Genomic DNA, 13,520 nt, shown 5'->3' with positions numbered 1-13,520 from the left:
GTCACAGGATCAAATCACGTAATTCGTCGGGCATAGCGCCAGGTTTTTGAATGGCAGCCAGGTCAGCATCAGCAAGAGCATTCCAGGCGTCCTCGTCCCACAGTTGAAACTTGTTGAGTTGGCCCACCAGCATTACGCGCTTATCCAGCCTGGCGTATTCGCGCAAGCGTGGCGGCACGAGAAAACGCCCGCTGCCATCGAGCTCCAGATCGACAGCATTACCAATCAAAAGCCTTTGCAGACGACGATTCTCTTCACGAAACGTCGCCAGATCACGAAGTTTTGCCTCTATCAGCTCCCATTCGGAAAGCGGGTACAGGCAAAGACAGGGATCAACAGCATCAATAGTCACGATAAGTTGCCCGGCACTACGCGAATCCAGCTCGTCACGGTACCGGCTCGGCATAGCGAGACGGCCCTTGGCATCGAGATTGATCGCGTTGGCACCACGGAACACAGGCGCATTCTCCGAATATTAGCTTTTTGCGCTGAAAAAACCCACTTCATGCCACTTTCTGCCACTTGTGCACACTATAGGAACGCGCCCACCACACCGTCAAGGCACGGTCTTAAGGAAAACCCTTACATTTCGGAGATTTAGGAGAGGTATTGGGTATAAAAGGGTAATTTTACGAAGGCTCTGACAGATAAATCCCAAACAACTCAAATCGTTGCGATTCAAAGTTAATGTGATTTATGAGCTGTAAGATTTTTTTGGTATTACGAGAGGGTTTTGCTGCTTGAAACGAAGGGTGAGAAAAAGGTGGAGAGTCGATCTGTAAGCCGGGTTCTGTCGAGAACAGTCATTCCTCTACGACGGCCATCACTGGACGTCTTTAGCAACCTACCCGGTTCCAGCGCGGGCCACGCCTAGGAACCCTATTTGGTCTTGCTCCGAGTGGGGTTTACCTTGCCACGAACTGTTACCAGACGTGCGGTGCGCTCTTACCGCACCTTTTCACCCTTACCGGCACCGAAGTGCTTAGGCGGTTATTTTCTGTGGCACTTTCCGTAGGCTCACGCCTCCCAGGCGTTACCTGGCACTCCGCCCTATGGAGCCCGGACTTTCCTCCCCCCCCTGTTGCGGAACAACAAGAGGCAGCGACTGTCCAATCGACTCTCCGCCGCCAAGGTTAGCGGCACATGCCTCCAAGAACAAGCTTTAATAGCACGTGGGGTGCGCTTGTCCCCGTTATCCACCCCTTTAAAGGCAACCCATCACTCCTTCTGCTTCTCCAGCGCCACCTGATAAAGCAGGTTCTTGCGCACGCCGGTTATTTCAGCTGCCAGGGCTGCGGCGCGCTTGAGAGGCATCTCCGCAAGCAGTAAATCCAGTATGCGGCGCGCCTCCTCACCAATGACATCCCCGTCCTCGGGCGGTGTCCAGCCGGCTATCAGCACAACGCATTCGCCACGCTGCTGATTACTGTCGGCCTCGACAAAAGCCCGCAGCTCACCCAAAGGCAGACCCTTGAGCGTTTCAAAGGTTTTGGTTATTTCACGCGCCAGCAAGGCCTGACGATCGGCACCGAAGACCTGCTCCATGTCCTGCAGACACTCAAGAATCCGGTGCGGCGCTTCATAATAAATAAGCGTGCGCGGCTCTTCCTTTACTCGCTCAAGTTTTGCCTTGCGCCCTGCAGCCTTGGCAGGAAGAAAGCCCTCGAAAATAAATCGGTCCGAAGGCAGCCCGGCCGCAGAAAGAGCGGCAATCAGGGCACAAGCACCCGGTACAGGGACAACCGGCACACCTGCAGCACGCGCCTGGCGTACCAGGTGATAACCGGGATCAGAGATCAGCGGCGTGCCTGCGTCGGAAATCAGCGCTACATCGTCGCCAGCCAGCAGACGCGTTATGAACCGACTACCCTCATCACGTTCGTTATGCTCGTGACAGGCGGCCAGCGGTGTGGATATCCCGAAGTGCTGCATCAGCCGTGCAGAATGGCGCGTATCTTCAGCCGCAATCAGCGTGACCTCACGCAACACCTTCAATGCCCGCACGCTCACGTCGTCCAGATTGCCGATAGGAGTCGCCACTACATAAAGCGAGCCCGGAGTGGAATTCGAAACAACCGGAACAGTCAAAACGCAAACCTCACAGGTTAAAGCTGATACTTGGAAAGAACGCATTGTACAGGCTGAAGCACGGCCTAGCGGTTCGCGCGTCAGGGATGCCGATAAAAAAGGAATAAATACATGATCAAGGCCGGACACAACACAACGCAGCCCGCTCGAATTGAACGATTTGGCCGCCAGATGACCCTAACGCGACCAATATCACGGCTTTAAACACCTTCGACATCGCACCCCGGCCAGCGCTTGGGTACAATTCCCCGTTAATTCGCTCGAGTTTCAGGAACATACCAATGATCGCTTGTCTGCGGCTGCTCTCTGCCCTCTGCCTCGCTGCCCTTCTCGCAGCCTGTGCCAGCTCGCCCTCGTCCAGTCTTGGCGAGCTGCCTCGAACCCCCGACGCCAGCATCGAGCAGTTGCTCGATCAGGCCGCCACAGCCAAAACACCCGAGCAGGCTGCCACGCTGCGCTTGAGTGCGGCCGACCTGGCCGCCCGCCAGAATGACGCAGGGCGCGCTGCGCAGATTCTCGGACAGGTGCAGATCGATCAACTCAAACCCGGACTGCAGGTGTTCGCCAGCACACTGTCCGCAGAGCTGGCAATGGGCCGCAATCAGCCCAAGGCAGCACTGACCGCGCTGAACCACCCAAGCATGCAACGCCTGGGCGAACTGTCGGTCGAGCAGCAGGTTCGCACCCACATGGTCAAGGCGCGCGCCCTGGAGGCCGATGGCCAGGCTTTGGCGGCCGTCAATGAGCGAGTACTCGCCGGCCCTCTGCTGCAAGATGCAGAAGCCAGCGCCAACAATGACGCGATCTGGACGCTGGTGTCCGCTTTGCCGGCCGAGCAACTGCAAAGTACAGCCAGTGGCGATATGGGCGGTTGGCTGAACCTGGCCCGCTCGATCAAAGGCGCAGGCACACTTGAGCAGCAACAGGCTGCCATCGACAACTGGAAAGCCCAGAACCCGAAACACCCTGCAGCGCTCCAACTGCCTACCGCACTCGCCCAACTGCGCGCCCTGACCAGCGAGCCAATTACCAAAATCGCTTTGCTGCTGCCGCAGGATGGCCAACTGGCTGCCGTTGCCAAAGCGTTGCGCGAAGGCTTCATGGCCGCGCACTTTCAGGCGCAACAAGCAGGACAGAATCCACCCGCCATCCAGGTGTTCGACAGCTCGCGCGTTACCTCGATGGACGAGTTCTACCGTCAGGCTCAGGCCGCTGGCGTACAGCTGGTCGTCGGTCCGCTGGAAAAGAACCTTGTCAAACAGCTGAACAGCCGCCAGCAGCTCCCAATCACTACCTTGGCACTGAACTACAGCGACACCAGCAACGAAGGCCCAGCCCAGCTGTACCAGTTCGGCCTGGCTGCCGAAGACGAAGCCCGCGAAGTTGCACGTCGCGCCTGGGCCGATGGCAAGCGCAGCGCTGTAGCAATGGTGCCTAAAGGCGAATGGGGCGACCGCGTGCTGGATGCCTTCCGCAAGAGCTGGCAGGCCAAGGGCGGTACGCTGATCGCAGCCGAGCACGTTGACCAGCCTGTAGAACTGGCACAGCAGGTCGCCGATCTGTTCCAGCTGCGCAACAGCGAAGGCCGCGCCCAGCGCCTGCAGAGCACTGCCGGTACCCAGGTAGCCGCACAGCCAAGCCGCCGCCAGGACATTGACTTCATGTTCCTCGCCGCGACGCCGCAACAAGCGCAACAGATCAAGCCAACCATGGTTTTCCAGTACGCAGGCGATGTTCCGGTCTACGCCACCTCGCACCTGTTCACCAACAGCAACGATCATGCGCAGTACATGGACCTCAACGGTGTGCGCTTTTGCGAGACGCCATGGCTGCTGAACGCTGAAGACCCACTGCGCCAGCAAGTCACCGCGCAATGGCCACAAGCTGCAGGCAGCCTTGGTCGCCTGTATGCAATGGGCATCGACGCCTACCGCCTGGCCCCACGCCTTGCACAACTCAAGGCGATGCCTGACAGCCGCATCGATGGCCTGTCAGGCAGCCTGAGCATCAACCCTGGCCGTCGCGTCGAGCGTCAGTTGCCATGGGCGGAGTTCGTCGACGGCAAGATCCAGCGTCTGCCGGACACAGCGCCTTGATGCCACGCAGCAGCCACCAACAAGCAGGGCGCGAGGCTGAAGCCTTCGCCCTGCAGTTTTTGCAACAACAGGGGCTGCACCTGATTGAACAAAACTGGTTATGCAAACGCGGCGAGCTTGATCTGGTCATGCTTGACGGCGATACAGTAGTATTCGTCGAAGTTCGCTACCGGCGCCATTCAGGCTGGGGTGGAGCTACGGAAAGCGTTGATTTTCGCAAGCAGGCAAAACTTGTCACCGCCGCACAGCTTTTTCTGCAGCAAGGAACGGACTGGGCCAGTCACCCCTGTCGTTTCGACGTGATCGCCATTGAAGGCCAGCCTGGCAACGCTGCACCGCTGAACTGGATCAAGAGTGCTTTTGACAGCTGACCTGCGCATGGGCACAGCAGCCCTGCCGTGTTAATGACCTGTATTAGCTTCTACGCTCACCGATTTCGCTATTTGTTTTGCCGGCTGCACACCTTGTGTGCCGGATAGCTCCCGGGAGAACCCGGCGCATCCGTCCCGCCGCCGTACGCTCTAATTAAGGTCACATTGATGGACATGCAATCCCGAATTCGCCGGCTGTTCCAGGCCAGCATCGAAACCAAGCAACAGTCGATGGAAGTCCTTGCACCCTATATCGAGCAAGCCAGCCAGGTCATGGTCAATGCCCTGCTCAACGAGGGCAAGATGCTCGCGTGCGGCAACGGCGGGTCGGCTGGCGATGCACAGCACTTTTCCTCGGAACTGCTCAACCGTTTCGAGCGCGAGCGGCCGAGCCTGCCAGCCATCGCCCTCACAACCGACAGCTCGACGATTACCTCGATTGCCAACGATTACAGCTACAACGAAATCTTTTCCAAGCAGATCCGCGCACTGGGCCAACCAGGTGATGTGTTGCTGGCTATTTCCACCAGCGGCAACTCGGCAAATATTATTCAGGCCATCCAGGCCGCACATGATCGCGAAATGATTGTCGTAGCATTGACGGGACGTGACGGTGGCGGCATGGCTTCCCTGCTATTGCCCGAGGACGTGGAGATCCGCGTACCTGCAAATGTCACGGCACGCATACAAGAAGTCCATCTGCTGGCGATCCATTGCCTTTGCGATTTGATCGACAGCCAACTGTTCGGGAGTGAAGAATGACCCCTAATCGTCTCAGCCTATTGGTTCTGACACTGTGCCTGAGCGTCACCGGATGCAGCTCGGTGATCACGGCCACTCGCGACAAGCCGATCGAAGATGATCGCGGCACCCGCACTTTCGGCAGCAAGATCGATGACTCGCTGATCGAGACCAAGGCGGCCGTCAACATCTCCAAAGCCAACCCAGATCTCGCAGAAGGCTCGCACATCGTTGTGACCAGCTTCAACGGCATCGTGCTGCTGGCTGGCCAGACACCTCGCGCCGACCTCAAGGCAATTGCCGAACAAGCCGCCAGCTCGGTTCAGCGCGTCAAGAAGGTCAACAACGAGCTACAGGTCATGGCACCCTCTTCGCTACTGGCGCGTAACAACGATGCCTGGCTGACCACCAAGATCAAAAGCCAGATGATTGCCGACGCATCCATTCCTGGCTCACGCATCAAGGTGGTGACCGAGAACGGTATTGTGTTCCTGCTGGGCCTGGTGACTCAGGACGAAGCCAATCGCGCCACCAACCTGGTACAGGGCGTTTCCGGCGTGCAGAAGATCGTCAAACTGTTTGAGTACATCGACTGACGGGTAACTGGCAGGCGAAAAAAAGGCGATCCGGAGATCGCCTTTTTTATTGCGCATTTTTTACTTCACGACCTTCAGACTCGGCCGACCACTCGGGCGCGGTGGTTCGCTGTCGGGCGGGGTATCATCTTCGATCTCGATTTCCTCACCCTCATCCATGGAGGGCTCCAGATCGAAAACCATACCCTGACCATTCTCACGGGCATAAATACCCAGGATGGCAGCTACAGGCACGTAAAGCGTGTGCGGCACACCGCCGAAGCGGCCTTCGAAGCTGACAGCTTCGTTATCCATATGCAGATGGCGCACCGCACTTGGCGAAACATTCAGGACAATCTGCCCGTCATTGGCAAACCCTTGCGGGACCTGCACCGACGGGTAATCCGCATTGACCAGCACGTGCGGGGTGCAATCGTTATCGACGATCCACTCATAGAGAGCGCGAACAAGATAAGGGCGACTGGAGTTCATTAACGGCTCCTTAAACCTTAGCGCATTTCACGTTCGGCAGCAGACAGACTCGTCTGAAAAGCCTCACGCGCAAATTGGCGCTCCATATAATCAAGCAACGGCTTGGCAGGCCGTGGCAATTCAATACCCAAAACTGGCAAACGCCAGAGTATGGGGAGTAGACAGCAGTCAACAAGACTTAGCTCGTCGCTCATGAAAAAAGCTTTTTCCGCAAACAACGGTGAAACCCCGGCCAGACTTTCACGAAGCTCCTTGCGCGCCTGGACACGAGCAGGCTCTTTGCTGCGCGTATCGAGGATCAGGTCCACAAGACCACACCAGTCTCGCTGGATGCGATGGATCAGCAGACGGCTGTTGGCGCGAGCCACGGGATAGACAGGCAACAAGGGCGGATGCGGATAGCGCTCATCCAGGTATTCCATCACCACCGTCGACTCATACAACGCCAGGTCACGATCAACGAGAGTCGGCAAGCTGCCATACGGATTTACTTCAATCAGCTGCGGCGGATGACGACCTGCCACAACCTCAATGATTTCGGCGCTGACACCCTTCTCGGCGAGCACAATGCGCACACGATGAGAATAGTGGTCGGCGGGGTCGGAGTAGCAGGCCAACCGGTTGGTCACGCCCATGGCGATCCTCCTCGCTTGTTAAAATTTATCGGACAGACGAACGAACACGCCTAAAGGGCGCATCCGATAATGAACGCAACAGGACAGGTGTTCGTCGCGGGCCACAAGATAGCTCATTTACGCGATGTAAATTCTGTAATCTTCGCCGACAGGCTTATAAATCTCGCAATATCGACATGACACGCCCAGCTTGAAAACACCTCGACCGCAAGAATCACGCCCATAAAAAAACGCCCAGCCCCGCGAGGGGATGGACGTTCTTTCTTTGAACGAAGAACGAATTAACGCTTCGAGTATTGCGGACGCTTACGCGCTTTACGCAGACCGACTTTCTTACGTTCAACTTCACGAGCATCGCGAGTCACGAAGCCTGCTTTACGCAGAGCGCCACGCAGAGTCTCGTCGTATTGCATCAGAGCGCGAGTGATACCGTGGCGGATTGCGCCAGCCTGACCACTTACACCACCACCGATAACGGTGACGTAGATGTCGAACTTTTCAACTGTCTCGGTCAGTTCCAGCGGCTGACGAACTACCATGCGGGCAGTTTCGCGACCGAAGAAATTGTCCAGGGAGCGGTTGTTGATCGAGATGTTACCAGTACCCGGACGCAGGAAAACGCGAGCGGTTGCGGTCTTGCGACGGCCAGTGCCGTAATTTTGAGTCGCCGACATAATGAACTATTCCGTTAAAACTTCAGTTCTTGGGGCTGCTGAGCAGTATGAGGGTGTACAGCGCCCGCATAGACTTTCAGCTTACGATACATGTCGCGACCCAGCGGGTTCTTAGGCAGCATGCCTTTGACCGCGGTCTCGATCACGCGCTCAGGAGCTTTGGCGATCAGCTTTTCGAAGTTGATCGACTTGATCCCGCCCGGAAAACCGGAGTGTGAGTAGTAGATCTTGTCGGTGGTTTTGGCACCAGTAACGCGGATCTGCTCGGCATTGATCACGACGATGTAGTCGCCGGTATCAACGTGCGGAGTGTATTCCGGTTTGTGCTTGCCACGCAGACGGCTCGCGATTTCGGTGGCCAGACGACCCAGGGTCTGACCAGCAGCGTCGACGACGAACCAGTCGCGCTTAACTGTTTCCGGTTTAGCAGTAAAAGTTTTCATTCTTTATAGCCTCAGGGGCCGCCCTGAAAATTAGACGGCGGATCTTACTGAATAGTGCGTACTTTGACAAGTCAAAGGCAGCCGGAAACAGACGCTATCGGGGGCTCGGGTCAGCGCGTCCGTTATACGGCAAGATTCTTCGGCAGACGGCGCATCACTTCCACTGCAAAGAGCTGGCGGATTATACAGACTGTAAAAATAACCTCAACCGGATTTTTTGTTCACATTCTGTTTATTGCCTGCGGGGCGTGGATTGGCGGATATTTACCCGCTTAGCACAAAGCCATCATGCGCACCTCTCGCAGAGATACTGGCATGAGGAGGCTGGACACACCTGACAAAAAATAAGACGATCCAGCCGTTGCTTGACCATTTACCCATATAAGAATAACGATTATGCCGATCCAACACGCCACTCTGCTGCGCCGCGTAAGCATTCTGACCACCGATAAGATGTTTGCCTCGACGGTCATGCAGGCCAAGGATTTCTTCCACCTGGCCAGCCTGCGCTACAGCAAACAACTGGGCCATGGCCTGGTACCCGCTTTCGAAACCCGCCTCGTCAGCCCGGACGGACTCCCCGTCAGCAGTTTCAGCGACGTCACACTGCCAGTCGACGGCGCGCTTTGCCAAAGCGATATCATCGTTATCCCGGCCTTTTGGGATGATTTTGAAACCCTGTGCCAACGCTACCCGCAGATTCTGCCCTGGCTGCGTGAGCAGCATGCCAACGGTGCCGTACTCTGCGCCGAGGCCACCGGAGTCTACTGGCTTGCCGAGGCAGGATTGCTCGACGGCAAGGAAGCGACTACCTATTGGCGCTTCTTCAGCGCATTTGCCGAACGCTACCCCAAGGTGCTGCTTAACCAGGAAAAGCACCTGACTGACGCCGATAACGTGTACTGCGCAGGGGGCACGACGTCAGCGTGCGACCTCTATATCTACCTGATCGAGCGGTTCTGCGGTGCCAACGTTGCCCAGGCCGTGGCCCGCGATATTCTTTACGAGGTACGCCGCACCTACTCACCGGGCCGGATCGGCTTTGGCGGGCAGAAACTGCATCAGGACGTGGTGATTCTGCAGATTCAGCACTGGCTGGAAGAGCACTTTGCCGACAAGTTCCGCTTTGAAGATGTGGCCCGCGAGCATGGCATGAGCATTCGCAATTTCATGCGCCGCTTTCAGACCGCAACCGGTGACAAGCCGCTGCATTACCTGCAACGGCTGCGGATCGAAACGGCAAAGGGATTGCTGTCAGGGTCTCGCAAAAGCATCAAGACCATCAGCTACGAGGTGGGCTATGACGACGCCAGCTTCTTCGCCCGGCTGTTTCGCCAACACACAGAGCTGTCGCCCAACCAGTACCGACAGCAGTTCGAGAGCCAGAAGGAAAAGCTGTGAGCTGCGGCATGGGCGAGTTTCAAGCGTGTAGCTTGAAACTCGCCGCTTGCAGTGGCTACTAGGGCTTGTGCGCCCGCGAGAGGAATTCGTGGGATTGCATTTCCAGCAGACGGCTCAGGGTGCGTTGAAACTCGAACATCAACCGGCCACCGGTGTACAGGTCCTTCAACTCAACCTCGGCTGAAATGATCAGCTTGACGTTGCGATCGTAGAACTCGTCGACCATGTTGATAAAACGTCGGGCGATGTCATCGGTAGAAACGTCCATCTGCTCGACCCCGCTGATCAGCACGGCATGAAAGATCTTGCCCAGCTCGATGTAGTCGTTCTGGCTGCGTGGCCCGTCGCACAATTCGCGGAAGTCGAACCAGGCAACGTCATCACAGGTACGCAGGGCGCGGATCTCGCGGTTTTCGATCATCAACACATCGTTTTCGATGGTTTCTGCGCAATCCGGGGTCAGAGCCTTGAAGCTTTTACGCAGGCTTTCCTGCGCAACTTCGTTGAGCGGGAAGTGAAACAGCTCAGCCTGTTCCAGGTGACGCAGACGGTAGTCGACGCCGCTGTCGACGTTGACGATGTCGGTGTTCTGCTTGATCAGCGCAATGGCAGGCAGGAAGCGCGCGCGCTGCAGACCGTCCTTGTACAGGCCGTCTGGAACGATGTTGGAGGTTGCCACCAGCGTTACGCCATTTTTGAACAGCTCTTCCATCAACGTGCCCAGAATCATGGCATCGGTGATGTCGGAAACAAAGAACTCGTCGAAACAGATGACCCGTGCCTCGTCGGAAAAACGCTTGGCGATGATCGTCAGCGGATTTCGTTCGCCCTTGAGGGTCTTCATCTCTTCGTGCACGCGCTTCATGAAGCGGTGGAAGTGCGTACGGACCTTGTCCTGAAACGGCAGCGCATCAAAGAACGTGTCGACCAGGTAGGTCTTGCCACGGCCTACGCCACCCCAGAAATATAACCCCTTGACCAGGGTCGGCTCTTTCTTGCCGAACAGCTTGCCGAACAGGCCGGGCTTGCTGTCGTGAGCGGCAACCAGATCGTCATACAGGCGCTGCAAATGGCGCACAGCGTTTTCCTGCGCGGCATCGTGAAAGAAGTCCGGGCGTTTCAGATCAGATTGATATCGTTCTAGGGGCGTCATAATTCGTTAGCAAGGCAACAAAAACGGGTCGTCACTGTAGCGACGACCCCGGGGATTGGCAATCAGTCCTGTTGAGGAGCAAGTGCCAGCTTAAGGGTTTGAATCGCGTTGTCGCGCGCAGTGGCATCGGCGAACACCGGGCTATCGGCCACACACTCACCGTCCAGCCACAGCGTGAAGCCATTGGCTCCACTGCGCAGATCCAGCTCACCGCCCTGCTGCAACTGCTTGCTGGCGATACCGGCTGCCTTGCCGTCGGCAAAATTGCGCGACAACAGCAGTTGCTCGCCATCGGCGGCCAGCAGGCGGAAACGGAAGCTGCCGTCGTCTTCACGGAAACTGACGAAACGTGCGCCTTTAGTGGCCTTTTTCTTGCCAGTATCGGCGTTTTGCACCGTGGCGCGGAACGAGCGCAGGCCCACCGCCTCACGCAGTTCCTCCAGAAATGGCGTGGCAACCCGACGTGCCTTCTGCGCGCCAGCGAGCAGGATATCTTCGAGATCGGCAGGACGCTCGATCAGCCCTAGATATTTTTCACGGGGCTCGCTCAATTGGGTATCCAGCAAAGCGAACAGACGGTTCTTCGCTTCACCCCAGCCCAGCCCCTGCAAAAGGTCGGAACGGAATTCAGCGCACTGCTCTGCCGTCGAGAAGGCTTGATACAGGGTGAACAGGTGCGAGGTATCCGGATCCTTCGCTTCACCCGGCGCGCGCGAGTCGGTGACGATGCGCGATATGGCGCTTTTCATCTCCTTGGCACTGCTGAACAACGGGATGGTGTTGTCGTAGCTTTTGGACATCTTGCGCCCGTCCAGACCGGGCAGCGTGGCGACGCTCTCTTCGATCAAGGCCTCGGGCATGACAAAGAATTCCTTGCCATTGCCAAACAGGTGGTTGAACCGCTGGCCGATGTCGCGGGCCATTTCAACGTGCTGGATCTGGTCGCGACCCACCGGAACCTGATGCGCATTGAACATCAGAATGTCGGCGGCCATCAGTACCGGGTAGCTGTACAGCCCCATGGTGATACCTGCATCCGGGTCTTCGCCACCTTCGACGTTCTTGTCCACCGATGCCTTGTAGGCGTGCGCGCGGTTAAGCAGGCCTTTGGCCGCCACGCAGGTGAGCAGCCAGGTCAGTTCCGGGATCTCCGGAATGTCCGACTGGCGATAGAAGGTCACACGATCAACGTCCAGGCCAGCTGCCAGCCAGGTCGCAGCGATTTCCAGACGAGAACGCTGAATGCGCAGCGGGTCATCGCATTTGATCAGGGCGTGGTAGTCGGCCAGAAAGTAGAACGAGTCGAAATCGCTCTGACGACTGGCAACAATGGCCGGGCGAATCGCGCCCGCGTAGTTACCCAGATGGGGAGTGCCGGTGGTCGTGATACCGGTCAGGATACGAGTGGTCATGGCAGGTCGCTTATCTAAAGGATGCAATACGGGCTGCAATCAGTTGGAAAGTCGCGGCAGAAGCAGATCTTTCAGATCGGTCAGCTTGCCGTGAAAAAAGTGTCCGCATTCTGCCACTTTCAGCAGCTCATGGGGGCGTTGCAGCGCGGCCGACCATGCATAGACCGTTTCAGGGTCGATGACCTCATCGGCTTCTGGCTGAATGATCGTCAGCGGGCAGGCGTGTGGCAATACGCTCTGGTCCTGGAGCCGCGAGGCAGCTGCAGCAATCAGAAACAAATGCGTGAGCTTTTCGCCCTGCCCTTCGAGGCGACCGCCCAGATTGGCGGCAACGTAGCCACCGAAAGAAAAACCGAACAGGGTTATGGGCAGATCAGGATGTTGCGCCCGCAGCCATTGCGCGGCAGCCTGGGCATCATCGATTTCGCCTGGCCCGGCGACCGACGTACCGGCACTGGCACCGACACCGCGATAATTGAAGCGCAAGGTGATCAGACCTTGATCCCTTGCGGTACGCTGCAACGTCGAGACGACTTTATTGAGCATCGTTCCGCCCTGTATCGGGTTAGGATGGCAGATCAGTGCAACGCCTCGGGCGTCAGGTATTTCCTGATACAGCGCTTCGAGCTGGCCTTCTGGGCCATCGATAAATAATGGGGTTTCACGCATGAGCAAAACAGAACTCCGTGACCTCGAAATGGGTCGACTCGTCTAGCTGATTGTCTGCGGCTTGCATATCAACGATACATCGCGGGTATACAGCGCAGGTTCCAGCCGTTAACGTAAAGCAAAGCCGTTTATAGAGGAAGGACTCGTGGAACACTCGCTCTTAGTCTGGTTGTTGCCGACGCTCGCCCTGGTGGCCGGTGTCGTCATTGGTTTTCTGGTAGCACGCCTGCTGCCCAACACCGTTCCGAACAGCACCCAGCGCCAGCTGGACAACATTCAGGAGCGTTTCGACACCTATCAGAACGAGGTAGTCACGCACTTCAACAGCACGGCCAATCTGGTACAGAAGCTTTCGCAGAGCTATCAGGATGTTCAGGAACACCTTGCCGAGGGTGCCAACCGTCTGGCTCTCGACGAGCTGACCCGCCAACGTCTGCTGGCTGCGCTACATCCGGAAGCCAATCAGGCCCATCGCGACCGCCTGACTCCTCCGCGCGACACCGAGACACCCAAGGACTACGCCCCCAAGTCGCCCAACACGCCTGGAATGCTGGATGAGCATTACGGCCTGAAAAGGTAAGAATTCACAGCCACACAAAAGCCCGCTGGCGAGAAAATCTCCAGCGGGCTTTTTTGTGCCCTATGTCCCGTCCTGAATAAGGTTTACACCTTCTGACCTTTCCTCAGGAGGACTTAATGGATTCGGGTAAAAGGCGCAGCCAACGCGATTACACGCTAGCCTTTAAATTATCGGTCGTAGACCAGGTTGA

General features: G+C 57.1%; 15 protein-coding genes and 1 other RNA gene. 6 read left to right on the top strand and 10 right to left on the bottom strand.

Features of this window, described 5'->3' with window-relative positions; translation table 11 throughout:
• Position 1 precedes the first annotated feature (1 nt).
• The 3 genes from mraZ to rsmI all read right to left on the bottom strand — a co-directional run bounded on the left by mraZ (position 2) and on the right by rsmI (position 2,088).
• Positions 2-457, bottom strand: coding sequence for a division/cell wall cluster transcriptional repressor MraZ (mraZ, locus tag RGM3321_RS01800; protein ID WP_002555055.1), 456 nt, complete (start codon positions 455-457; stop codon positions 2-4).
• Positions 458-763: 306 nt separating this feature from the next.
• An RNA gene (gene rnpB, locus RGM3321_RS01795) (RNase P RNA component class A) lies at positions 764-1,121 on the bottom strand.
• 97 nt (positions 1,122-1,218) lie between these two features.
• A complete protein-coding gene (gene rsmI, locus RGM3321_RS01790) occupies positions 1,219-2,088 on the bottom strand; it encodes a 16S rRNA (cytidine(1402)-2'-O)-methyltransferase (RefSeq protein ID WP_244391305.1) in 870 nt (289 codons plus the stop codon).
• Between the two features lie 281 nt (positions 2,089-2,369).
• Here rsmI and RGM3321_RS01785 point away from each other — a divergent pair, with 281 nt between their 5' ends.
• The 4 genes from RGM3321_RS01785 to RGM3321_RS01770 all read left to right on the top strand — a co-directional run bounded on the left by RGM3321_RS01785 (position 2,370) and on the right by RGM3321_RS01770 (position 5,892).
• Positions 2,370-4,184, top strand: coding sequence for a penicillin-binding protein activator (locus tag RGM3321_RS01785; protein ID WP_244391284.1), 1,815 nt, complete (start codon positions 2,370-2,372; stop codon positions 4,182-4,184).
• Positions 4,184-4,555, top strand: a complete 372-nt coding sequence (locus RGM3321_RS01780; RefSeq protein ID WP_244391283.1) for a YraN family protein — start codon at positions 4,184-4,186, stop codon at positions 4,553-4,555. The genes RGM3321_RS01785 and RGM3321_RS01780 overlap by 1 nt, the downstream gene beginning before the upstream one ends.
• Positions 4,556-4,723: 168 nt before the next feature.
• Positions 4,724-5,317, top strand: a complete 594-nt coding sequence (locus RGM3321_RS01775; RefSeq protein WP_002555059.1) for a phosphoheptose isomerase — start codon at positions 4,724-4,726, stop codon at positions 5,315-5,317.
• A complete protein-coding gene (locus RGM3321_RS01770) occupies positions 5,314-5,892 on the top strand; it encodes a BON domain-containing protein (protein WP_002555060.1) in 579 nt (192 codons plus the stop codon). Before RGM3321_RS01775 ends, RGM3321_RS01770 begins: the two co-directional genes overlap by 4 nt.
• Positions 5,893-5,952: 60 nt before the next feature.
• Here the strand turns inward: RGM3321_RS01770 and RGM3321_RS01765 are convergent, their stop codons facing one another.
• The 4 genes from RGM3321_RS01765 to rplM all read right to left on the bottom strand — a co-directional run bounded on the left by RGM3321_RS01765 (position 5,953) and on the right by rplM (position 8,115).
• Positions 5,953-6,363: a ClpXP protease specificity-enhancing factor gene (locus RGM3321_RS01765; protein ID WP_004656546.1), complete on the bottom strand. Its 411-nt coding sequence runs from the start codon at positions 6,361-6,363 to the stop codon at positions 5,953-5,955.
• 17 nt (positions 6,364-6,380) lie between these two features.
• Entirely contained in the window at positions 6,381-6,998 is a 618-nt protein-coding gene (locus RGM3321_RS01760; RefSeq protein WP_244391282.1) for a glutathione S-transferase N-terminal domain-containing protein, read from the bottom strand.
• Between the two features lie 281 nt (positions 6,999-7,279).
• Entirely contained in the window at positions 7,280-7,672 is a 393-nt protein-coding gene (rpsI, locus tag RGM3321_RS01755; RefSeq protein WP_002555064.1) for a 30S ribosomal protein S9, read from the bottom strand.
• 14 nt (positions 7,673-7,686) lie between these two features.
• Entirely contained in the window at positions 7,687-8,115 is a 429-nt protein-coding gene (gene rplM, locus RGM3321_RS01750; RefSeq protein ID WP_002555065.1) for a 50S ribosomal protein L13, read from the bottom strand.
• 495 nt (positions 8,116-8,610) lie between these two features.
• Between rplM and RGM3321_RS01745 the strand changes: the two genes are divergently transcribed.
• Positions 8,611-9,516, top strand: coding sequence for a GlxA family transcriptional regulator (locus tag RGM3321_RS01745; RefSeq protein ID WP_244391304.1), 906 nt, complete (start codon positions 8,611-8,613; stop codon positions 9,514-9,516).
• A gap of 58 nt (positions 9,517-9,574) precedes the next feature.
• Here the strand turns inward: RGM3321_RS01745 and zapE are convergent, their stop codons facing one another.
• The 3 genes from zapE to RGM3321_RS01730 form a co-directional block, all read right to left on the bottom strand.
• Positions 9,575-10,669, bottom strand: a complete 1,095-nt coding sequence (gene zapE / locus RGM3321_RS01740) for a cell division protein ZapE (RefSeq protein ID WP_002555066.1) — start codon at positions 10,667-10,669, stop codon at positions 9,575-9,577.
• Positions 10,670-10,731: 62 nt separating this feature from the next.
• Positions 10,732-12,081, bottom strand: coding sequence for a tryptophan--tRNA ligase (locus RGM3321_RS01735; RefSeq protein WP_244391281.1), 1,350 nt, complete (start codon positions 12,079-12,081; stop codon positions 10,732-10,734).
• Positions 12,082-12,120: 39 nt separating this feature from the next.
• The gene (locus RGM3321_RS01730) at positions 12,121-12,750 is read right to left on the bottom strand and encodes an alpha/beta fold hydrolase (protein ID WP_244391280.1); all 630 of its coding nucleotides are present in this window, start codon (positions 12,748-12,750) and stop codon (positions 12,121-12,123) included.
• 145 nt (positions 12,751-12,895) lie between these two features.
• Here RGM3321_RS01730 and RGM3321_RS01725 point away from each other — a divergent pair, with 145 nt between their 5' ends.
• Entirely contained in the window at positions 12,896-13,330 is a 435-nt protein-coding gene (locus RGM3321_RS01725) for a DUF1043 family protein (protein ID WP_244391279.1), read from the top strand.
• Positions 13,331-13,520 lie beyond the last annotated feature (190 nt).

The organism is Pseudomonas sp. RGM 3321 (assembly GCF_022836805.1).
Classification (GTDB): Bacteria; Pseudomonadota; Gammaproteobacteria; order Pseudomonadales; family Pseudomonadaceae; genus Aquipseudomonas.
The sequence above is the reverse complement of the archived record's forward strand: the minus strand, read 5'-3'. Positions and strand labels throughout refer to the sequence as shown.

Excerpts from the sequence above, each read along its gene's own strand:
- RGM3321_RS01785 (WP_244391284.1), top strand. The coding sequence starts at position 2,370 with ATGATCGCTTGTCTGCGGCTGCTCTCTGCCCTCTGCCTCGCTGCCCTT.
- RGM3321_RS01780 (WP_244391283.1), top strand. The coding sequence starts at position 4,184 with ATGCCACGCAGCAGCCACCAACAAGCAGGGCGCGAGGCTGAAGCCTTC.
- RGM3321_RS01775 (WP_002555059.1), top strand. The coding sequence starts at position 4,724 with ATGGACATGCAATCCCGAATTCGCCGGCTGTTCCAGGCCAGCATCGAA.
- RGM3321_RS01770 (WP_002555060.1), top strand. The coding sequence starts at position 5,314 with ATGACCCCTAATCGTCTCAGCCTATTGGTTCTGACACTGTGCCTGAGC.
- RGM3321_RS01765 (WP_004656546.1), bottom strand. The coding sequence starts at position 6,363 with ATGAACTCCAGTCGCCCTTATCTTGTTCGCGCTCTCTATGAGTGGATC.
- RGM3321_RS01760 (WP_244391282.1), bottom strand. The coding sequence starts at position 6,998 with ATGGGCGTGACCAACCGGTTGGCCTGCTACTCCGACCCCGCCGACCAC.
- rpsI (WP_002555064.1), bottom strand. The coding sequence starts at position 7,672 with ATGTCGGCGACTCAAAATTACGGCACTGGCCGTCGCAAGACCGCAACC.
- rplM (WP_002555065.1), bottom strand. The coding sequence starts at position 8,115 with ATGAAAACTTTTACTGCTAAACCGGAAACAGTTAAGCGCGACTGGTTC.
- zapE (WP_002555066.1), bottom strand. The coding sequence starts at position 10,669 with ATGACGCCCCTAGAACGATATCAATCTGATCTGAAACGCCCGGACTTC.
- RGM3321_RS01735 (WP_244391281.1), bottom strand. The coding sequence starts at position 12,081 with ATGACCACTCGTATCCTGACCGGTATCACGACCACCGGCACTCCCCAT.
- RGM3321_RS01730 (WP_244391280.1), bottom strand. The coding sequence starts at position 12,750 with ATGCGTGAAACCCCATTATTTATCGATGGCCCAGAAGGCCAGCTCGAA.